Raw genomic sequence first — 22864 nt, forward strand, 5'->3', positions numbered from 1 at the left:
ATTGCTTAATTACTTCCCTGCCTTAGCCATTTCCAAAGCAGCAGTAGTAGTGTAATACTTAGCTATCATATTCGGCACCTCCCAGGCGGGCATGTTCTTGTTTTTAAAATATTCTAAAAACTTCTCCATTACACGTGCAAAATGCGCTTCGTGTCCTTCTTTAAAGCTTTCAGGGATGGTTACCCACCAGCCGTTTTTTACTTTTTTAAGTGCGATGCCCGGATACTTAGCCTGCAATTTCTCAATCTGCTGCTGTAATACCTGCTCCGTTAACGGCGATTGCCCTGCAGCTTGCTCAATGTAGAGCTCAGGTTTGTATTGTTGTTCTGCGCCTTGTTTAATTACCAGATTAGCCTTTGTGCCGCGCATAACCGAGTTGTGGGTGTCGCTAGTACCTTCAGGGGCTTTATAGTTCCATCTTACTGACACCCGCGCGTGTACACCGTTTATGGTATAACTCATTTCGCCGTTTGCGAATATCTTAAGCACGCTGTCCTGCACCACATCCTTTTTTAAATAACCCGGAAAGCCGTTAATACCGGTAATAGTTTTAAACTGGCTCAAGGTCATATCGGTTGGCCATCTTTTAGCAGCAAGCATATTAATATTCTTTATATCGATAGCTTTTTCCGGAAAGCACTCCCACTGCACCAGGTCAACCAGGTGAGTTGTAACATCAACAATACCTTCGCCCTGCTGTGCTACATCCATAAACCAGGGCGGTCTTACCAGCACCTTACCCGATACATATTTGTAGAAATAATGCACACTCTCTTTAGTCACCGCAGGGTTTTCGGCAGTGCCTTGTTCTAATTTGCCAAACACTTCGGGCAGCATAGAAAGTTCGCGCTGTAAAATGGTGGTTATTTCATAACGCTCAGTCATTATATCATACAGCAGCACATTGTTCTTTTTAGCACTCTCAAAGGCGCTTTTTAAAGTTTCAAAGCCTGCGCGGTCAATAGCCATAGGCTTATCGGCCAGTACATTAAAACCAGAGTCTACTGCTGTTTTTATATAACTTGTTTTCTTCCCGTTGTTGCCCGCCAGCACCACCACATTGCCTTTTTTCTGGCTTATCATTTCATTAAAAAAAGAGGAGCCGATAAAGATCTTCTCTTTCCAGTTAGTAGGATTATCAGCGCGGTGGTTATAGGCTGATATTCTATCCATGTGCTGTTGCAGATCATCACCTTCAGGCGCGTAAACCTGCACTACGCTGTCTACGTCAGGATACATGGATTTTTGTACTAAAGCCGCGTGAAAGTGCCCCGGATCAACGGTGATCAAATGTACGCTGAACGATGTTTTTCCATCTTTTTCAGACGAGCACGCCGCAAATAATGCAGCAAGTAATAAAACAGATATTTTCTTCATTTATTGGGTATAATTGGTTTATACTACGTCAATACGATGCTTGACAACTTCAAATTTAAAGTATTTTTCTGCAAGCGGTGCAGCAAGTTTACTAACAAAAAAGGATGGCCGTTTTGACCATCCTTTTTTGTTAGTAAAACTTGCTTACGCCTTTTTAGCGGCTTTCTTTCTTGTTTCGATGTACCCGGCTGCGCCTATGGCCAATACCAGCAATACTGAACCGGCTAATGAGATGCTCTCGCCGGTGTAGTAAGAAGCCGGGTGGAAAACAAACTCAATGTTGTGGTTGCCCACAGGGATCTTAGCGGCACGCAGCAGATAATCGGCGCGGAAGTATGGAGACTCTTTGCCATCAATGTACATGGTCCATCCGTTGTCATAATATATTTCAGAAAAAACCGCTATCTGTTCAACTGTTGAGCCGCTTTGATACTTTAAAGTATCGGGGCTATAATGCACCAGCTTGATAGTAGCAAGGGGATCAACCATGGTTTTGTCGCCCACCTGATTTTTATATTGGTCATTCACTATGGCCTCCTGCTTCGGATCAAAGCTACTGATGGCCTGCATCTCCTGATCGGCAGTTTTAGCATATTTTACGCTTTTAACAAACCATGCATTGCCGCATGCGGTTGAGTTAACCTGCATTTTTAGGGATTGATTACCTGGATCTGTAGATAAGATGTATTTAACATTCAACATATCCAAAACATCCTGGTTAACAGTTTTGGTAAACTGATTATCCAGTAACTCTTCAAATCGCTTTAAGCGCGCTGCCGAGTAACCACCAAATGATTTATAGTAAAAAGGGTTAAACGTATCGAATTTTACATTGGCAGTAGCATCAAATACTCTGAAATTAGGGTCGGTATCGCGTGACATAAAAGTATCAACTTCCCTTGGTTCCGGTTTGTTAGATGCTTGTTTTGGCGCAAAGTTCTCATCTTTCAGATAACGTTTATCAACCTGCCAAAGGTCAACCAACACCAGTACTAAAAATGCAAGCGACAATACGGTAACATTGATCTTTTGCTTAATATAAAGGAAAACTACGCCGAACGCCAGTGCTACAAATACCAGTGTACGGATTGCGTCCATACGGGCAAAGCTTATTCTATCCTGTACAATTCCATTAGCTATTGCTGATGCAAAACTGTTATCGCCCTTTAAGTATTGGGTAAGCATGTTAACCCCCTCTGTTTGGTCTGAAGGGCGGAAACTCAGAACTACCTCAGGTAGTACAGCCAATATTAATGCAATACCGCCAGTTATGTATAACGATAGCAAAGCCTTTTTTTGCAGAGCTTTTTTGTCAGTATTATCAATAAGTTCTTTTACGGCCAGTATAGCCAACAGCGGAAAGCAAAGCATGGTAACGGCCAAAATAGATTCAACCGCTCTGAACTTATTATATAAAGGGAAATAGTTAAAGAAAAGATCTGAAACAAATGGGAAGTTGCCACCAAAAGAAAGCAGCATAGTTAGTATCACAGTAAATAGTATCCACCATTTAAGGCGATCCTTCACAATGATCAATCCGAATACGAACAGAAAGCATACAACAGCGCCAAAATACCATGGCCCGCTGGTGGATGATTTGTTACCCCAATAGGTACCCAGGCCTTTAATAGCGCCCGCCCCAATCTGCCCCGCGTTTCTGGCTGCGTCCTCCACAGAAGCGCCTTTTGCTATAAATGCCTTAGCTGTAGCTGATTTCTCATCCAGTTCCAGCTTACCTGTTTCGCCACCGTAAGCGTTAGGCACTAAAAATGTAAGGCATTCGCCTACGCCCTGGCTCCATTGGTAGGCGTAATCTTTGGCCAGGCCGGTACTTGGTTCATCAGCTGATGATTTTAAGTTAGACTGGCCACGGATGGTATATTTTGCGTACTCTGCATTGCTCCATAACATAGATGCGTTTACCGCAACAGCAATACCCAAACCAATTGCCAAAAAGCCAATAGATTTTGCCAACTGCGGCATTGTTTTATTTTTTACGGCATGGTATACTTCTATAATAACCAGGATCAATATCGCCAGCATAAGGTAATACGTCATCTGAAGGTGATTGGCGCGTATTTCCATTGCCAAAAAGAAAGCAGTTAATGTGCCGCCTAATATGTGTTTTCCGCGTAGCGTTAAAATTATACTGGCTACTATTGGCGCAAAAAAAGCGATGGCAAACGTTTGGTTGGAGTGCCCCGCTACAATGTAAATAATATTGTAGGACGAGAAGGTAAATGCCACCGCGCCGGCTGCCGCCAGCCAGGGGTTTATTCTTAGCACTATGAACAAAAAGTAGGCCCCCGCTAAAAGGATCATAACCGTATCAATTGGGTTAGGGAAAATTGCTTTTAGCGCTATTATTACATGGCTGGTAATGTTATTGGTGTAAGGCACCCATATTTGAAAAGCGGGCATGCCGCCGAAGATCTGGTTGGTCCACAATATGGTTTGGCCTTTTTCTTTATAGGCATTTATCTCCGTTTGGGTTGATTGCGCACCGGTTACGTCGCCTTGCCCTAAGATCTTACCCTGAAATGCAGGCGTAAAATAAATAAAGCACATTATAAAAAATATGCCGATAATGGCAAAGTGAATGCCATTGCGCTTGAACCAGTTATTCATCTGATTGATTTAAATTGGAATTAATGTAACGCCCAAAAATAGAAATTTAAGCGACAATTGAAACTGCAAAGCTAAAAAGGATTTTTGCTTTAAATATTGCGTGTAAGAAAAAACAGACCAACAATACCCACCCAGGCAACTATATACACTATTATGTTAACCCGGGTATACTCTTCGCGGTTGCGGCGGATAATATAAACATTGTACCAAATTAACCCCGCCATTACTACAGCAAAAAACCAGCTGGTGGCACTTACGGATGTAAAAAGCACACTTGTTACAACGTAATTGGCAATGATCAGAAGGATAGATTCAGGCGTATTGTTATGCCTGCGCCTGCGTTTATATATTTCTTCGGGGATCATTTAACTTTAATTTCTTCGTATTCTACAAAGTCGCCTTCCGTATCCGGCACTTTGCTTTTGGTAGCTTCCTGGGGTATATAGTCTATATTGATCTTTCCGGTTGGCTTTTGCCCGTTAGGGCGACTGTTATTTTGCTGCCCTTGCTGCGCTTTATTTACCAGACTTTGAAAAAGCATGGGTAACAAGTAACGCAACAACGCGCGTATGATATATAAAATAACGATGGCTACTAACAGAAAACGCAGAAGTACTGACATGCGGGTATGCTTTAAATTACAAATATAGAATATAACGTGTAAAATACTTGCTTATGATTTTACACCTTATTTTGATGCCAGGCTGAGGGGATATGTTACATCAGCGGAATGTAAATATGCATATGTGAGGATGTGCAGATGTGCAAATGAAATCGTTTCTCTATCTGCGCAGTCAACATCTGCACATCAACCAAACTTCTCCTCCATCATTTTCTCTAAAGCAAACATTTCATCGCGCAGTTTGGCGGCACGTAAAAAGTCCATGTCTTTGGCTGCCGCAAGCATATCCTTTTTGGTGTTGTCGATGGATTTTTTCAGATCGGCTTTGCTCATGTATTGAACAATCGGGTCGGCTGCAAGAGTAAGGGTATCCGTTTCAACATACGCTTTTTGTACGCCGCCCTGGAAGTCCATAACCGATGTTTGCTCCATAATTTCGGCTTTGGTTTTGCCTACGGTCATTGGTGTAATACCATGCTCTGTATTATAGATGATCTGCTTTTCGCGGCGTCGGTTGGTCTCGTCTATTGTTATCTGCATCGAATCAGTTATCTTATCGGCATACATAATAACCCGTCCACGATCATTCCGCGCGGCGCGGCCAATGGTTTGTATCAACGATCTTTCAGACCGCAGGAAGCCTTCCTTATCAGCATCCAAAATACAAACTAACGATACTTCCGGAAGGTCCAAGCCTTCACGCAGTAAGTTGATGCCTATCAGCACATCAAAAACACCCAAACGCAGATCTCGCAGTATTTCTACCCTTTGCAGGGTCTTTACTTCAGAGTGGATGTAGCGGCATTTAATATTCAGGCGGTCCATGTATTTGGCAAGTTCCTCGGCCATGCGTTTGGTAAGGGTGGTTACCAGCACTCTGTCACCCATTTTAATGGTTTTATCTACCTCATCCAGCAGGTCATCCACCTGGTTAATGGCGGGGCGAACATCAATAAGCGGGTCAAGCAACCCGGTAGGGCGTATCACCTGCTCTACCACAACCCCGCCCGATTTTTCCAGCTCAAAATCTGCCGGGGTAGCGCTTACATACAGGGTTTGCGGTGCCAGGCGCTCAAACTCCTGGAAGTTGAGCGGACGGTTATCCAACGCCGCCGGCAGGCGGAAACCGTAATCAACCAATGAGATCTTACGCGATCTGTCGCCGCCATACATGGCACGGATCTGCGGTACGGTTACGTGGCTCTCGTCAATCACCATCAGGTAGTCATCCGGGAAATAATCTAACAAACAGAACGGCCTTGCGCCGGGCGCGCGGCCATCAAAAAAGCGGGAGTAGTTTTCAATACCCGAGCAGTAGCCTAATTCGCGTATCATTTCCAGATCGTAGTTAACCCTTTCTTCCAGGCGCTTGGCTTCTAAAAAGCGGCCATCGCCAATAAATTGTTTCTTGCGGCTCTCCAACTCTTCCTGTATGGCCCAGATAGATTGCTGGAATCGTTCGCGCGGGGCAACATACAGGTTGGCGGGATAGAGCACCATGTGGGTCATCTTCTCCACCGTTTTGCCGGTGCCTATATCAAAGGTGCTTAACTCCTCAATGTCATCGCCAAAAAACGAAATGCGGTAGGCGTGGTCCATGTAAGCGGGGAAAATATCAACAGTATCACCCTTTACGCGGAATGTGCCACGTTTAAAGTCGGCGGTGGTGCGGGCGTATAGTATCTCCACCAAACGGTGCAAAAAGGCATTACGGCTGATACGTGTACCTACCGCGAACTTAAATACCGAAGCCGCAAAATCCTCCGGGTTACCCATACCGTATATGCAGGAGATGGACGACACCACAATAACATCCCGCCGCCCGCTCATTAAGGCTGATGTGGTGCGCAGGCGAAGTTTTTCTATCTCCTCGTTTATTTGAAGGTCTTTTTCTATGTAGGTATTGGTAGTGGGGATGAAAGCCTCGGGCTGGTAGTAGTCGTAGTAGGATACAAAGTAGTTCACCGCGTTCTCCGGGAAAAACTGCTTAAACTCGCCGTAAAGCTGCGCGGCCAGTGTTTTGTTATGGCTTAAAACCAGCGTAGGCTTTTGCGTTTGTGCAATAACATTGGCAACGGTAAACGTTTTACCCGAACCGGTTACCCCCAAAAGGGTTTGGTAGTTTTCGCCGCCGTTAACACCTTCTACCAGTTGTTTAATAGCGCCGGGCTGATCGCCGGTGGGTTGATATTGCGAGGTGAGTTTAAAATCCATGTGTTATTTACAAAGATAAGTATTGATTTGCCTTTAGTTGTAAGTTGCAAGTTGTGAGTTGTATGTTTTGACAGGTGGCTTACAACTTTCAACTTATAACATACAACTTAACCGCTTGTTCAAAGAAACGACAGGGTAATGACAACGGTATGTCAGCAGGATAAATAATTAGCGTTTTGTCCCGCGTGTGTGTGAGACAAAGTGAGACAACCTGGGACAAAATTTTTGCTAAGTATTTGTAAGTAAGTAGCTTGCAATTTTATGGTGGGACAAAGTGAGACTACTTATTCGTCAGGAAAATTAACTGTAAAATGAATTTAACTTATTGATTATCAGTTATACTGTGAAAATGGCAAATTTTGTCCCACTTTTTTGTAAACCTATTGCAGGATTAAACAAAGTGCTAATCAGATAAAGCCAACGGCTTCTTCCTTTTCCCACCCCATATCTGCCCCGCATTAAACACCACCACCGCTCAGTTAGTCCGGATTTTCAAATCCAGAGATACTAGGATTTGAAGTCCTCGTAAACAGGATATAAATGCAATATACATGCGGATTGCAAATCCGCCGTGCTTCGGTCCAGGATGGAACATCCGGACCAACTGTATTACAAATAAATAATATCGATAATAAATTATATTAATTTTAATATCGAAATCTTGTGTTAGGTAATTGAAGTGTTAATTTTTTAATTTCTTTTATTTTATTGAAGGCATTGTAAAGCAACGCTCTTTCTGATTGCCCGGAAAGTACTAATGCCTGTAAATTTACCAATTGCTGTAAAGACGTTTCATTATCACGTGCGTAATAAACTAAATAGTTGAAATAGCTATTAAAACTTGCTCTCAGACTTTTTTCCATTTCGCAGTTCTCTATGAGAACAATAGCATAATCAATATTCATCGAAGGTATCATTATATTGATTTCATCTATTATGTCTTTGTATTCTTCCCATGGAAATTTGAGAATTCCTTGTTGGATAGCCAATAGATTCATATCTAAAGATTTTCGAAAACAGATGTACATATAAAATACATACATAACCAAGAAAGAGTTATCTACAAAAGTTATCTCATGCAACCCTCTTAAACTTCCAAAGTTTTTTAGATTAACATTGCCAGCGTCTTTTATAAGTATACGTGTAATATGCTTAATTTTCTCTGACGATATTGAAGATAAATTTTGAGACCTGTCACTGTTTCCTAAAAAAAATTTGCCGCCTAGCTTAGTAAGAAGATTTGCTTGCATTTCAGTATAGAATTTATAAGTCGCATCCATTCCCCTAAAATCGAAGTCTTTCAAAAATCTTGGATTATCGAAAACCTCGGCTGCTAAAAAATATTCTAAAATCGATTTATGAGAAAATTTAAACTGCCCGTTACTATTTCTGTTTAACAGCGACCGACCAGTCTTATCATCGATCGATAGAAATTCAAAGTCTAAAATTTTTCTTGATAACTCTCTTAGGTCCTCAATAGAAATGTAATAGCCTTGCCTTTTATCTCTTTCTCTATATAAATTAATAGCTAAGGAATTTGAAAACTGCCTCAATGCATCAGAGTAGTTAAAATTTGAGTGGCGATTTAATATTGCTGGTTTTTGTGCTTCCCTATTAATCCATTTATCTATTAAAACTTCATACATTTCATATGAAAAACGATAAACATGTTGCCCTGCGAGTAAATCGTCCACATATGTTAAAAGCATTGGCCTAAACATCAAACTTGGGCTCTTTTTAATTAGAGAATAAGCTCTCAAAAATTTAAAGATGTTCAAACCATACTTTTTGAAAAGATATTTTGTTATGTCTCTATTATCAAAGGCACTTAAATATAGTTTTTGTATTTTGTGCTGTATGTTTTCACCAAAAGTAATATCGTTGGTGTCGGTCGGTTCTTCATCCTTATGGGGGAAAAACTGAGTCCTGCAAGTAAAAACTACCTTCCTGAAGTCTTTTACGACGTCCAATATCTCTACCATTCTTGATTTGTAATCACGAATAGCCTTGATATCTTCATCAAATGCATCTAAAAGCAATATTGTGTTATTTTTGTCAGGTATTTTCGTTATTCTGTCAAGGGAGGTCTGAGAACCTAAAGGGAATAGAAATATATTGTATTTAACTTCATTGAATCTGTTTCTGCGCAATTTGTATTTTCTATAAAGATTCAACAAAAAAGCCGTCTTACCCATTCCCGTATCAGCCAGGATTATAAAATACTTCACCGGAGAATGATCCAATAATCCTTTTTTTAAAAATTCTGGCATTAGCTTAGATCTAGCAGCAGCGGCGTGTATTTTTCCCAATTCCTCACCTTCAGATGGTGTAATATTTTGAAAATACTGTGGAATGTAATAACGGGTGTATTTTTTTATCTCAGCGTAAGTAAAATCAGGATGCAGGTCTTTACTAACTAATTTGTTTATTCCCTTTTTTTTGAAATATTTGAAGCCAGTTATAATTGTGTTAACTACTAAGGCAATCATCGTCGCTGTGTAAACAGCAATCATGATACGGCTGGCGAATATGGCGGGAAATCCATAATCTTTCACCAATAAATCAAAAAAATCTTTCATCATAAGATTTGAGGTCTTATAAATTTAGCAAAAGAAGTTGAATTTCAAAAACTATTTAATTCTATCAGCAATTGATAAGGGATAGATAGCTATAAGAATATTATAAAACTAAACTAACTGAATTTCTCCCCGTCGCGTAAGTTTAATATGCGGATAAAAGAACGTATACATTTTCTGAATAAGTTAACACAAGCAATGTTTTACATTGGTCAGAATTTTAAATTATTGACTTTGATAATTTGAGATTCGCAATTCTCCTACATATCTTATTCCACAATCTTCCTTTTCCCACCCCATATCTGTCCAGCATTAAACACCACCACTGCAATAAACACCATCGAGTAACATACAATCTGCACTCCGCTGATATGCTCGTGATAAATAAAGGCTGCCAGTGTAAAACCAATAATAGGGTTAATGTTCAGCAGCATTCCTAATGTAGAAGAACCAAGGCCTTTAAGCCCGTACAAATTTAAAAGCAGCGGAATGATGGTAAACAGCACTGCTATTATCAGAATGTATATATAAAACTTTTCTGCTGTAGGCATGGGTCCGCCAAAAGCGGGGTAAAAGGGTAATAAAAAGATAGCCGAAAGCGTAATATGGAAAGTAAGCACCAAAAACCTGTCAAACCCAACATTGCGGCGTTGGCTAACCAAGTAGGCGGCATAGCTCAATCCAACTACACTGCTGTAAACCATGTCAATTATGTTGGCGTATGATAGCAGCACGCAGCTTAACAAACTTATGCCAACCGCCCCCCATTGCAGTTTGGTCAGCTTTTCGCGCAAAATAGACCAGGCAAGCAACGTTGTTAATACGGGGCAAACCAAATAAGCCAGCGCGGCTGCCTTTACACTTATGTGGTTCATTACATAAATAAAGCTGAACCAATTAAAGCTTAAAAGCACACTACCGCCTATATTGAGCCATAACGCTTTACGTTTTCCGTTAGCGGGCAATCCTTTATAAGTAGCAACGGCATCGTTAAATGCCTGCCTTTTAAACAGCGCCACAATAAGCAGCATTAAAAAAGCGCAGCTAAACACCCGGTAAAATAAAATGTCAACAGAGGGGTAAATAGCCAGCGGTTTTAACACCAGACTAAAAAAGCCCCATATTACATAAGCAACAATTGCCGATAGATAGTATTTACTGTTATTCAAGACCCTTGTGATGAATGTTTAAGCGGGCAAATATCTATAAATAGATCGGGTGTATTGACAGGGGTTTGTTAAAATTCGTTTGCCAAACTGAATAGTGTATGTACAAAAGCTTATATTTAACTATGCTTAAATATCTACTTCTATTAACTATCGCATTTTGTTCAAGTGTCGCAATTGGTCAAAGCTTAACAAACGTGCTAAAAATAGATAAAATGGCGCAATCAATAGATTCAGCAAAAAATCTGGGTCAGACAGTTCTTGATGGAACCATTGCGCAAAAAAGTAAAAGTCTTTTTATAAAGAAACTATCTGGTTATTTCTCAGAAACCTACTATTACAATAAGTACTCAAAGAGACTTCTTAGAGTTTCATATTATAGTTATTTAAAAAAGCATGAATATGAAGACTATTACTTCTTAAACGACAGCCTAATATTGGTAACCACTCAAATAGGCACAGGGACTAATAACAAGTATTATTTTAAAGAAGACACTATTTTTAAAAAAATGGGGTACGATACCTTAATAACGCCGCAATATTTTATAAAAAAAGCAATAAGATATTTGAAAGATTTTAAGGAGTTACCATTTAGCAAATAATCAAATGTTAGTAATCAAATGTTAGTCCGGATGTTCCATCCCGGACTAAAGAGACGAGGATTTGCCATCCTCGTAAACCGTTTAAAGCGTAAAATTAATGTGCGGCTGCGGGGGTGTGTTAATCAGCTTTCACAACACACCCCTACACCCCTCTCAAGAGGGGAATCGCACCGCCCTCCGCTTCTTTTAAATCATCCGAACACTGCTAAGGGAGCATGCGGACCAACATATGTTTTATTTAGATACTACACTAACAATAACCCTCCTGTAAGACGTCAGCGGCCTCATACCACTATCCGTCACCTCACAAATAACGTGAAAGCTTTTACCCGCAGCATCGGCCGGAATGGTTAAGCTTATTTTTGATGCCGTGTTGTTTTCTATGTTAACAGTTTGCTGGTACGTTCCAGCTTCGGTAAGTACCCACCAATTGTAGTTCAGCTTATCACCATCCTGATCGGTAGACGCTGATGCATCAAGCACAATAGTGTTGTTAGCTTTTGGCGATAACCGGATAGGAGCCATGCCCTTATCCTTATTAATCACCACAACCGGGTTGCGGTTGCCTTTGCCATCGCGTGCCCAATCCATCCGTGCTGCAAAGTTGTTATAGAGGGCGGGGTAAAATTTCTCCTCGTATTTTTTTGAGATAGCATTGGCAGGGGTATTCTTTTGGTTAACCCAGGCCGTAGTAACGCTATCCGCGCTAATGCCTCTCTGAAAAAAGCCGCCCCAGCCACCGCCCGATGGGTTTTCAGGATCATTCAACCCATTTGGCCATACATATAAAAACGAAGGGGTATCGCCCTCTACACCCCATTTAAACTTAGGATAGATGGTGCCTAACGCGCCGTGTCCCTGTATATCTTTAGCGTATTGATCCCAGTTTTTCTTGCCGTTATTGTTTTGAAAAAGCCAGGCAGACTCATCCCAAACAAAAAACAGATCATCAGCAAATTCCTTACGCATCCAGTAGTGCGAACTGGCATTGGCCTTAAAGCGGAACTGCACATGGTCCTGATCTGTAATGGTATAGATGCGCAGCTTATGTAAAAACTTTTTCAGTTCTGCCGGCGAGCGCTCTTTTTGTACTTTCCAGATTGCCTGTGCAACAGTATTCCCGCCACCCCATGCCAGCACCCATAACGGGCGGTCATCTTTTTCGTCGGCCATTTTAATGATCAGGTCGCTACCTGCCGAGTTGTTGGAATCACCGAGCGCTGTTACGCCCATTTTAGTACTGCCCAACACCGTGCGTGCACGCAGGTAGGCAGCGCTGGGCCAATAGCCCATTTGCTGCCGCGACTCGTCGGCTTTAAATGCTTTTTGCGCTGAGCGCTTTTGCAGGTTAGGCAGGTCCTTTTCGTACGCGTTTATCACGTCATGAATGATCTCGGGATGCTCCTTATCGCCGTAATCGCTCCAGCCTGTGCCGGATATTAGTCCCTCTATCTCGAACAGGTCGGCATGTGCAAGCAGGCGGATCATGGATTCCATATCGTCCGGCTCAATATCTATTGGCGCAATGTCTGTTAAAACAATAACGCGCGGTTTAAGGTTATTAATTGCGTTTACGGGTGCCTGGGCTAATGCTAAATTTCCGAAAAAAATGAGCAGGGCTATTAAACGTAATGAAGTTTTCATATTATCAATTTACATCCGCGGGTTAAATTATAAACGCCGGGTATTCCTTTAACAATGCTAATAAAAATTAAATTATTATGTGGCAGGAACTAAACAACAAACTTTACCGCTCCTTTACTTTTTCGGATTTTAAGCACGCGTTTAATTTTATAGAAAACGTAGCCGATCTGGCGCAGCAACATAACCACCATCCCACCTGGACAAATACCTACAACAAGGTAGAGATATGGCTGAGCACGCATGAGGCAGGCGATGTTATAACCGCTAAAGACCGCGCGCTGGCCGCAGCTATTGATGATATGGTGCTGGAAATGGAAGGTAAAAAAGAATAGCCATTACATAAGTACGCTCCATACATATACCAGAATGCTTGTTTTTTTACTAATATGTTGATTTTATGGGCTTAAAAGTAAAAAATCATTAAACGTATAGTTAAAAAAGCATAAAAATTGCAAGAGCTTGTGTATTTTAGCACGGTAAAATCCGGCGCGCAAAATGTATAAGAGATACATCTTAACTTTAATAGTGGTTTTTGTTGCTGTTAAAGCGTTTGCGCAAAACGGTTTGGGCGATCCGGTAATCTATAGAAATTTTATCTCGGGCAATTCTCTACATGGTGCTGAGATCCCCGGCTTCGTAGGTGGCACCGCCCCTTATAGTTTTTCAACAGCTGATATGCCGCCCGAAGGCTCATATACACTAATAAATAATACAAACACAGTATCGGCCTGGTGGCCCACGCTGGACCATACTCCCGGCGATGGCAACAACGGCTACATGCTGATAGTGAAAACAAGATCCGTCGGTTTCCAGGTATTATTTGAACAGGGTGTAGACAATTTATGTGCCGGTACTAACTACGAGTTTGGCGCTTTTATTGCAAATATATCGCGCAACCCGGGTGCGGTTACCCCAAGGATAAGGCTGCGGGTTGAAACTAATACAACTCCACGGGTACAAATAGTACCGGATCTGGCCATACCTATTAATTATAGTGCAACCGGAGCGGTATGGGCCAATCCAATTATGAATTTTTCGCCTATGGCGAACGGTTCGGTTATTGTCTCCATTATAAGCGAGACACCGGGAGGCGCGTCAACAGATGACTTAGCTATTGATGATATTACCGTTAATGCCGAAGGCCAGAAAATAGACGCCGCTTTTGATAATGGAGGCGATTATAGGCCCGTTTGTGCTGACAGTCCCACGTCTTTTTCGGCCACAGCAACAACGCCCACAAGTGGTAACGTTATAAAATGGCAGCGTAAATTAGACGACGGTGCCTGGGTAGACATTCCCGGCGAAACATCAACTAAAATAACATTTCTATCTGCAACGGTACCCGGCACCTACCGGTACCGGGCAGCATCTGCATCGCCGGATAAAATAGCCAAGTTTTCCTGTAGCGTAGTGACCAACGAGCTTACCGTGTGGGTGAAACCCCTGGTAACTGCGAGTGCCGGCTCGCAAAAGTTTTACCTGCGCGGCGGCACGCCTGTAATGCTTCAGGGAAGCAGTAACTCCGGCAGTTTTTTCTGGACGGTCGAGTCGGGTGCTGATATAAGTTCATTAAGCAGTTCAACGGAATTAACGCCTTTTGCATCGCCTAACCAAACTACCGTTTATGTTTTGCATGCAAGCGGCGATGCTAACACTTGCGGCCCGGATATTATAAGCAAGGTTACAGTAGCTGTTGCAGACGATATAATGCTGCCCAATACATTTACACCTAATGGCGATGGCATTAATGACAAATGGGTTATAGGGGGAATTAACAGCTATCAAAACCCGCTTGTGCAGGTGTACGACAGGAACGGGCAGCTTGTTTACCGGAGCGCCGGAGCTAACACATCCGCATGGGACGGTACTTATAAAGGCAAAAACGTACCTACGGGCAATTACTATTATATTGTTGATCTGAACACCAACGGAATTAAACTGACCGGTTCGGTAACGGTGCTACGCTGATCAGGCTTTTATCCCTAAGATATTCCGCAGGTAATTATCCATCATATCAATATCCACTACATCGTTTATAAAGCCAATATGCATATCGGGCCGTACTATAAGCGCTTTTTTATGGCCATCGCCAATCTCAAAAGTGCTTAAAACTTCCGCGTTTTTTGCAGATGGCGGCAGGTAGTAGAAATTAAGCCCGGGGTAGTTTTGGGTTATCCATTTAGCTAAGGTAAACAGGTCTATTTCTTTCAATTTACCAAATACCATTAAAGTAAAGCCGGGCTTAAGGCACCATTGGTGCAGGTCGGTCTCTTCCTGTTTTTTCTCATCAAATACCTTTAGGTAAGGCAGCCTGTCGCCGGCTTTTATGTTTTTGGCGGTACTTAGGTTCAGGTTTATTTTGCTGTCGCGATAACTTATATCCAGTTGTGCCAAACGCTTAAAAAACCATTCGCGAAATCCGGCTTTCTGCCAGGCAAAATTTATAATACGCGGCATAACCCATTTGCGGAAGAATGCAGTTAACCAGTTAACAGACATAATTATTTTAAAAAGCTTGTCGGTAGTATTAAGCAATGTTTTGGCAACCGGCATACGCTCGGCAGCGTAGCTGTTAAGTACATCTTCATTAAATTGTCCGTTTATTACACCTGCCAGTTTCCAACCCAGGTTATAGGCATCCTGCAAACCGGTATTCATGCCTTGCCCACCCACCGGCGAGTGGATATGAGCGGCATCGCCAATTAAAAAGCAACGTTGCTGTCTAAAACTTTCGGCCATACGGTGGTGCAGGCGATAGGTAGTGAACCAGTGTACCCTGGTAACATCAAAATTTACACCCGCGGTATCTTTTAAACCGGGCAATACATCATTAAGCGTTACCTCGCCGGTAAAGGTCATTTTTGGAGTAATGTTACCAATTACCCTATATCTGTTAGCCTCGGGCAAAGGGAAGAAGCCCGCCATTTTGTTTTGTGTTAGGTATAACGATACCTTTTCTGCATCAAGCGTTTTACTGTCTATCTCAATATCCGCCAAAAAATACGCGTTGGCGTAAACATCACCCTTAAATGGTATTTGCAATTGCTTGCGTACGGTGCTGTGGGCACCATCGGCACCTATAACCCAATCGCACAATAATTGGGTTTCTGTGTCGTCGCTGGTTATAAGGGTTACTTCTACGCCATTGCCCGTTTGCGTTAAACCGGCAAGGCTGGTGTCCCAGTAAACCGGGCAGCAATTTTGTGTAAGCACATCAAGCAGCATACGCTCGTTTTTGCTTTGCTGATATAAAAAAACAAAGGGAAAAGGCGTTTGCGAAGCCCCGATATTGGCAAATGAAAGGTCAATAAGCGTTTGGCCGTTTAAAGTGTAGGTTACACCGCCCGCCTGTTTACCGCCCGGCAGCACTTTATCAATAATGCCCATCTGCCGGTAGATCTCTAAAGACCGCGCCTGAACGGCCAGCGCCTTTGATTGATCTGTAGGCCCATGTTTACTATCAATAATAATAGGCTGAACACCGTACCTGAGCAATTGCGCAGCCATCATCAGGCCCGAAGGCCCGGCACCTACAATTAATACACTGGTTTTTTGCTCAGTTATTGGCATTTATACAGAACGCGCTATTATAAAAATGGTTGGTTTTTTATGCAGATCAGGTACCTGTTTCTGCCAGTCGGCAATGGTTTTGGTTTGCACCATTTCATCATCAGCGGTAAGGTTGCAGGCAATACACAAGCGTGTTTTAGGCTGAGCCGTTTTTAAAATATCATCTAAAAGATTATTGTTTCTAAATGGTGTTTCAATAAATAATTGCGTTTGGTCAAACCGCGCAGCAAAACTCTCTAACTCTTTTATCTTTTTTGACCGTTGTGCCTTATCAATAGGCAGGTATCCCAGAAAAGCAAAACTCTGGCCGTTAAATCCCGAGGCCATCAGCGCCAGTAATATAGAGCTTGGCCCAACCAGAGGCACTACTTTAATGCCACGTTGGTGTGCCGCAGCTACAATATCAGCTCCGGGGTCGGCAATACCGGGGCAGCCGGCTTCGCTCATCAGGCCAACATCCCTGCCGGCAAGCAAGCCTCTAAAAAAGGCTGCAATGTTATCGCGGTTGTGTTTGCCATAATCATGGATCAACAATTCGCTCTGCGGAGTTTTAAGGCCAGCCTCCTTTAAAAAACGACGGGCGGTTTTCTCATTTTCTACTATGTATTCTTTTATACTGTTTACGGTATCAACCAGGTAAGGAGTAAAGGTTTTGGCCGCAGCGTTTTCGGCAAGCGGCACGGGGATAAGAAACAGCGTTCCATTGGGCATATTGCAAAGTTGCGCTTTTTTTAAATAAAGTAACAGTTGCGCAATATTTACTTGCAGTATTTCACCGAGCGGTTATTATTAAGGTTAGCCCGCAATTAGGCAAATTATGCCAGATACTAGCGCCCATGGCCCGTTTACTATTTATGCGTTGTCAAAGCCTGCGCGATAATACATTTTTGGGCTACTAATCACAAAAAGCCAAAAGCCATGACACCGCAATGCAATCAACCCATCATCAATTATTTTCCCGCCATGCCGCTTCGTCCCTTTTTACGATGGTTTCGTAACACTTATTTAAATACACCGTCTTATCGCGGTACTTTAGCAGCTCATCAATGTAAAAAATCTATTATATATGTTAATTAATGTTAAAAATCATACCCGGCATACTAATTTACTAAAACCTTAGTTATATCTTTGTTCAACCAATAACCTAATATGAAATTTATACTTTACACAATTTTTTCTTTTTTACTATTGCTATCCTTTTCGTCAAAAGCGCAAAATGCTTTTTCAATAAAAGGTAGTGTGGCCGATACAATTGCGGCAAGTAAACTACACAACGCCTCTATACTTGCTTTGCGGGCCAAAGACTCCATAATGGTCAGGTATACCCGGGCAGATCAACAGGGTAATTTCGCAATAAACAATTTGCCCGAGGGTAAATACCTGTTACTTGTTACCTATCCGGAGTATGCAGATTACTCTGAGCCATTTACACTCGGCGCAGCCAGCCCGGCGCATGATTTTAAAAGGATCAGCATGTTGCTTAAATCAAGGCTATTGGCAGACATTATTATTAAGGCAACACCAACCGCCATTAAAATTAAAGGCGATACCACGGTTTTTAATGCTTCTGCCTACGTAGTGCAGCCCAACGCCAAGGTAGAGGACCTGATAAAACAGTTCCCGGGAATACAGGTGGACAAAGACGGCAAAGTAACCGCTAACGGGCAAACGGTAAGCAAGTTTTTAGTGGGGGGCGAAGAGTTTTTTGGCGATGACCCCACACTGGTTACCAAAAACATACGTGCCGACATGGTAAAGGAGATCCAGATGTTTGATAAAAAAAGCGATCAGGCGGCATTTACCGGGGTTGATGATGGAAAGAAAACCCTTACCATGAACGTGGTTTTAAAGGAAGATAAAAAGAACGGCTATTTTGGAAAGGTTGATGCGGGCGCTGGTACGCAGGGATTTTATTCGGGCCAGTTGATGTACAATAAGTTTCAGAATAAAGAAAAGTTTTCTGTAAACGCCACGCTATCCAACAACGGCCGTACAGGCTTAAGTTTTCAGGACGAGCAAAAGTTTGGCGATGCCGGTACCGTTACCGTTATGGACGGTGGTGGTATAATGATAACCACCAGCGGCAATGATCTGTATTATGATGGCAGAGGCCTGCCTATTGCGCGGTCAGGCGGTGTGCATTATGATAATAAATGGGGACCTAAAGACAAGAATATCATCAACACCAATTACAAAATAGGCCAGATGGAGGTAGAGGGAACATCAAACAGTATTAACCAAAACAATTTGGGTACGCAGGTGAATACTACCACTTCTGATCAAAAATTCAATACCAACGCCTTCAGGCAAAAGCTGGATGTTGCTTATACCATCAATATAGACTCTATAAGCAATTTAAAAGTAACAATGGATGCATCGCTCAGAGACTTAAGTTCTAATACAGACAGAGTTGACGTGATTGATGTGGATGGTAAACTGCAAAACAAAACAAACGCTACAAGTAGTTCAAAAACAGACCAGCGCGTTATAAATGCAAGTGCCTTTTATACCAGGAAATTTAAAAAGAAAGGCAGAACATTATCATTCCTTTTAAGTACCAATATAGACAGGGCTACCAAAGACGACTATCAACTTCAAATTGCGGAAACCTATAACCCGGTTACCGGCTTACTTGAAAGTACCCAAACGGTTAATCAATATAAACCTGCAAAAAGCAACACTACGGCATTTAACTCCAATTTTACCTATTCAGAGCCGCTAAGCAAGGCATTATCTTTGGTATTTAATTATGGTGTTAACGTAAATAACGGGGAGTCTGAAAGGTTGGCTTACAATCGTTCGGGGAGTGGACAGTATGATCTTTTCGATCCCAACTTCAGTAACGATTTTACTTTAAGTCAGCTTGCCCACCAAGGCGGTGCCATATTTAACTATATAAAGGGCAAAACAACATTAAACTTTGGTACCCGGGCCACTGACGTGCAGTATAAACAAACCAATGAGTTTACCGGTGGTGTGTTTGAAAGACACTTTATTAACTGGATGCCGCAGGTTACTTATCAGTACCGCATGGGTACACAGGCCACTTTATACGCAAGCTATAATGGCCGCACCCAGCAACCAAGCATTAGCCAGTTACAGCCAATACGCGATAACAGCAATCTTTTTGCGCAAACAATAGGTAACCCTGATTTGAAGCCGTCGTTCTCTAATAATTTTACTGCATATTATAACGTGTCTAAAGCGTTAACCGGTCAGCGCTTTTACATATCAGGTGGTTATGGGTTTACTACCAATGGATTTGTACCTAACCAAACAACTATTTTAGAGGGTGTTGATCGTGGTAAAACCACTACGCAAACAGTTAACATGCCTGATAAAACACCTTATAATTATAACCTGAGCGTAACATTTGGCCGCAAAATATGGGGAGATGTACAGGCTCAGTTAAGTGCATCAACCAACAACAACGTTGGTTACAATATGGTTACCAAGGTTTCGCAAAACGTGCCAACTACCCAACTTAATGAGTCTAAAAACGGTAGTTACTCGTTGAACTTTTCGCTTTCAAAATATGCTGCTAATAAGTACGACTTATATCTTTCAGGCGGACCCCGTTATAATATAGCAGAGTCATCATTACAAAAACAGAATAGTAACTCAAGAGGGTTTGGCGGAAACGCGTATTTTGGTTATTACCTGCCGGCAAAGTTCCAGGTGGTATCAGAAGCTACCTATACCTACACCGGTGCCGCGCAAGGTCTTGATCCCTTGTCAAGAACTATTTTAACCGCGTCAATATCTAAAATGTTTCTTAAAGACAATACGCTTAAGTTGACAGCATCAGCTAATGACCTGCTTAACCAGAACACGGGCTTTAACAGATCCATCAACGGAAGCATCATAAGTCAAAGTTCAAATACAACCATCAGAAGATACTTTATGCTAACCGTAGTTTGGGATTTTAACAAAATGGGTGGAGCTACAAAAAAATAATAAAATGAAAACACTTATAAATAGTTTAACACTACTTTTAATTGCGGTTTGCAATTTTAGTTACGCGCAGAACGCGCGCTTTACCACATCGGGTACCATTCAATTTGAGAAAAGCTCTAATACACATGCCATAGTACCGCGCATGATAACAAAAGACAACGAAGCGTTTTATAAACCCGCGTTTGAGCAGCAAAAAGCAACCCAGCCACAGTTTAGGGTGCTTAAGAGCGAATTTAAATTTGCCGATAACAAAACGTTGTTTACGCCTATTGCTCCTGAAACCAGGTATTCGGGAATATCGGTACCCATAATGGAGCAATACAGCACCGTTTATACAGATCTGGGAACGAATATAGCCACCAGCCAAAAGGAAATTTATGGCGATGTGGTATTGCTTACAGATACTGCCCGTAAAATTAACTGGAAAATTACAGACGAGACACGTGATATAGCCGGGTATCCATGCAGAAGGGCCAACGCGCTAATTATGGATTCTATTTATGTTGTAGCTTTTTATACCGACAAAATACCCGTTTCGGGCGGGCCCGAATCATTCAATGGTTTGCCGGGGATGATACTGCAGGTTGCATTACCGCATGAAAACATTAGCTGGGTTGCAACCAAAGTTACAGACATGGCAGTGCCGGCCAAAGAAATTGTAGCCCCTAAAAAAGGTAAGGTAACCAGCAATAAGGACTACAGAGCGCTGTTGGATAAAGTGTTAAAAGGGCAGGGCAATGCTGCCATTATGCAATTATATTACAAAGCTTTTTTACTGTAAAAACTCAACCCAAACCCTATAAGTAAAGCGCCCTGATGCAGATCGGGGCGCTTTTTTTTTAAAAGACACGTTATTAATTGATAGGAAGACCATCAGAACGTTGCCATTTTGATAAAACGACAAATAGCGGAAACCATCTCTCTGATAAAATGTTAAATATTAAGTTAAAATATTTAAACGAGGAGAAACTTTATGAAAAAGATCAGTGCAATAGCAGCAATAATAACGGTATCAGCCATGCTTGGAGCAGGGGCGATATCAGCCAGCCCAATGGTAAAGTTTAAAAAGCAAAATAGTGTTATGGTAACAGACACTTTGCCCGGAGACATTAAAAAACCGAGGCCCGGACAGGTAAATCCCTTGCCGCCGCAGGTAACGCCTAATCCGGTACCTTACCCCAATACGGTACCAACGCCACTGCCGGGGGTAACGCCAAACAACGTAACACCGGGCGTAACACCAACCCCGATGCCAGGAGTAAATCCAAATCCGGTAACACCCGGAGTAACGCCGGTACCAGCACCTATGCCGGTTACGCCTAATCCGGTTTCGCCCGGCGTAACGCCAACAGCAACACCTGGTGGAACGCCAAGACCATAAAACAAATAAGGCCCCGAAATTCGGGGCCTTATTTGTTTTATTTTAAAAGCCATCGCGCAAACCACTCTACGCTGAGCCAGGTATCCTCGGCATTAAAAACATGCCCCAAATTGGGTTGCACAACAATATTAATATTATTGCCTGCTTTTTGTTGTTTATAGGCATCGGTTGCTGCTGCAAAGGCTATTTGCGCGCCACCGTACGGATTATTGGCGTCTTTATCTTTGCTGAGTATTAACAGCGGGCGCGGGGCAATAAGGCGTAATAACGATGGGCAGTCAAACTCACCGGTAACGCCGGGCAGTATTTTGTTCCAAACTGCTGTAACATTAGCTGTGTTTAAGCCGGTATCGCCCAGATCGGCAGCTGCTTTTTTATGCGCATCGCTTATGGTACCGGCACGGCCCTGCCATTGATTATTGTCTAATACCCACTTAAAACTTTGCGCGGCAATGCCAACCACCACCACCTTTATGCGTGGGTCAACAGCAGCCGCCATATAGGTTTCCATGCCGCCCATTGATATGCCGCCCATGCCAATCCGGTCGGCATTTACATCAGGCCGGGTAACCAGATAATCAACCAGTTGCAGCAGGTCGTACGATGTATCATACAAAAACGGGTAAGCATGATGTGTTGCATCATTGGTTTTCCATGCCTGGTACGCAGCGGTAACATATTCCCTGCTTCCGTGCGCGCCGCCTTCTACGCGTTCGCCATGATAACGGGCATCAATTGATACGGCCATAATACCACGTTTAACCAAGGGCAATAACACAGCTTTAACTTCTCCGGCATCTTTACTCCCACCTGTGCCATGCAAAAAAATTACCACCGGAAATTTGGTTTGCCCCTTTATAACGGGCTTATAAATAACAACCGGCATTTTCTCGGTAGCCTCTGTGTAGATGCTGCCTTTTTCTATGTCCATACTATCGGTATGGGTAACAGTAAAGGATGGTTTAGCCTCAACAATTGGGCGTTGCAGCAGCGCTTTGAAATCCACAGCTACCTGTGCGGTGGGCGGGTAGGTGGGGGTTTGAGCCAGCACTACGCTTGTTTGCAGTAGCAGTGCGGCAATTATATATTTTAATCTTAATTGGTTCACAATGTTTTTGAGATTAAAC

The 22864-nt window shown here is 42.4% G+C and carries 17 protein-coding genes; 6 read left to right on the plus strand and 11 right to left on the minus strand.

Annotation, left to right across the window (positions count from 1 at the left end; all coding sequences use genetic code 11):
* Positions 1-9 precede the first annotated feature (9 nt).
* The 7 genes from ACFQZS_RS09915 to ACFQZS_RS09945 all read right to left on the minus strand — a co-directional run bounded on the left by ACFQZS_RS09915 (position 10) and on the right by ACFQZS_RS09945 (position 10586).
* Positions 10-1377: a putative oxidoreductase C-terminal domain-containing protein gene (locus tag ACFQZS_RS09915; protein WP_377099740.1), complete on the minus strand. Its 1368-nt coding sequence runs from the start codon at positions 1375-1377 to the stop codon at positions 10-12.
* Positions 1378-1521: 144 nt separating this feature from the next.
* Positions 1522-4005, minus strand: a complete 2484-nt coding sequence (locus tag ACFQZS_RS09920) for a YfhO family protein (RefSeq protein WP_377099742.1) — start codon at positions 4003-4005, stop codon at positions 1522-1524.
* Between the two features lie 89 nt (positions 4006-4094).
* Positions 4095-4370: a hypothetical protein gene (locus ACFQZS_RS09925; protein WP_377099744.1), complete on the minus strand. Its 276-nt coding sequence runs from the start codon at positions 4368-4370 to the stop codon at positions 4095-4097.
* Entirely contained in the window at positions 4367-4627 is a 261-nt protein-coding gene (locus ACFQZS_RS09930) for a DUF4834 family protein (RefSeq protein WP_377099746.1), read from the minus strand. Before ACFQZS_RS09930 ends, ACFQZS_RS09925 begins: the two co-directional genes overlap by 4 nt.
* Positions 4628-4813: 186 nt before the next feature.
* On the minus strand, positions 4814-6841 hold the full coding sequence (gene uvrB / locus ACFQZS_RS09935; protein ID WP_377099748.1) for an excinuclease ABC subunit UvrB: 2028 nt from the start codon (positions 6839-6841) through the stop codon (positions 4814-4816).
* Between the two features lie 647 nt (positions 6842-7488).
* Entirely contained in the window at positions 7489-9423 is a 1935-nt protein-coding gene (locus tag ACFQZS_RS09940; protein ID WP_377099750.1) for an NACHT domain-containing protein, read from the minus strand.
* A gap of 263 nt (positions 9424-9686) precedes the next feature.
* A complete protein-coding gene (locus ACFQZS_RS09945; protein ID WP_377099751.1) occupies positions 9687-10586 on the minus strand; it encodes an EamA family transporter in 900 nt (299 codons plus the stop codon).
* Positions 10587-10708: 122 nt separating this feature from the next.
* Here ACFQZS_RS09945 and ACFQZS_RS09950 point away from each other — a divergent pair, with 122 nt between their 5' ends.
* Entirely contained in the window at positions 10709-11185 is a 477-nt protein-coding gene (locus tag ACFQZS_RS09950; RefSeq protein ID WP_377099753.1) for a hypothetical protein, read from the plus strand.
* Between the two features lie 234 nt (positions 11186-11419).
* Here the strand turns inward: ACFQZS_RS09950 and ACFQZS_RS09955 are convergent, their stop codons facing one another.
* Entirely contained in the window at positions 11420-12829 is a 1410-nt protein-coding gene (locus ACFQZS_RS09955; RefSeq protein ID WP_377099755.1) for a DUF1593 domain-containing protein, read from the minus strand.
* 77 nt (positions 12830-12906) lie between these two features.
* Between ACFQZS_RS09955 and ACFQZS_RS09960 the strand changes: the two genes are divergently transcribed.
* Together ACFQZS_RS09960 and ACFQZS_RS09965 are read left to right on the plus strand one after the other, a co-directional pair.
* Positions 12907-13161, plus strand: a complete 255-nt coding sequence (locus ACFQZS_RS09960; protein ID WP_377099757.1) for a 4a-hydroxytetrahydrobiopterin dehydratase — start codon at positions 12907-12909, stop codon at positions 13159-13161.
* A 163-nt stretch (positions 13162-13324) separates the two neighbouring features.
* Complete coding sequence (locus tag ACFQZS_RS09965; protein ID WP_377099758.1) at positions 13325-14797, plus strand: gliding motility-associated C-terminal domain-containing protein; 1473 nt, start codon at positions 13325-13327, stop codon at positions 14795-14797.
* On the opposite strand, the gene ACFQZS_RS09970 is transcribed toward ACFQZS_RS09965, so the two are convergent.
* Both ACFQZS_RS09970 and ACFQZS_RS09975 read right to left on the minus strand, forming a co-directional pair.
* The gene (locus tag ACFQZS_RS09970; RefSeq protein WP_377099760.1) at positions 14798-16399 is read right to left on the minus strand and encodes an FAD-dependent monooxygenase; all 1602 of its coding nucleotides are present in this window, start codon (positions 16397-16399) and stop codon (positions 14798-14800) included.
* Positions 16400-17110 (minus strand): SAM-dependent methyltransferase, encoded by a 711-nt coding sequence (locus ACFQZS_RS09975; protein WP_377099762.1) that lies wholly within the window; start codon positions 17108-17110, stop codon positions 16400-16402.
* A gap of 438 nt (positions 17111-17548) precedes the next feature.
* Here ACFQZS_RS09975 and ACFQZS_RS09980 point away from each other — a divergent pair, with 438 nt between their 5' ends.
* The 3 genes from ACFQZS_RS09980 to ACFQZS_RS09990 all read left to right on the plus strand — a co-directional run bounded on the left by ACFQZS_RS09980 (position 17549) and on the right by ACFQZS_RS09990 (position 21737).
* Complete coding sequence (locus ACFQZS_RS09980) at positions 17549-20356, plus strand: TonB-dependent receptor (RefSeq protein WP_377099764.1); 2808 nt, start codon at positions 17549-17551, stop codon at positions 20354-20356.
* Between the two features lie 4 nt (positions 20357-20360).
* The gene (locus ACFQZS_RS09985) at positions 20361-21137 is read left to right on the plus strand and encodes a GLPGLI family protein (protein WP_377099766.1); all 777 of its coding nucleotides are present in this window, start codon (positions 20361-20363) and stop codon (positions 21135-21137) included.
* A gap of 192 nt (positions 21138-21329) precedes the next feature.
* Positions 21330-21737 (plus strand): hypothetical protein, encoded by a 408-nt coding sequence (locus tag ACFQZS_RS09990; protein WP_377099768.1) that lies wholly within the window; start codon positions 21330-21332, stop codon positions 21735-21737.
* A gap of 37 nt (positions 21738-21774) precedes the next feature.
* On the opposite strand, the gene ACFQZS_RS09995 is transcribed toward ACFQZS_RS09990, so the two are convergent.
* On the minus strand, positions 21775-22845 hold the full coding sequence (locus ACFQZS_RS09995; RefSeq protein WP_377099770.1) for an alpha/beta hydrolase family protein: 1071 nt from the start codon (positions 22843-22845) through the stop codon (positions 21775-21777).
* Positions 22846-22864 lie beyond the last annotated feature (19 nt).

Source organism: Mucilaginibacter calamicampi, from assembly GCF_042676765.1.
GTDB lineage: Bacteria > Bacteroidota > Bacteroidia > Sphingobacteriales > Sphingobacteriaceae > Mucilaginibacter > Mucilaginibacter calamicampi.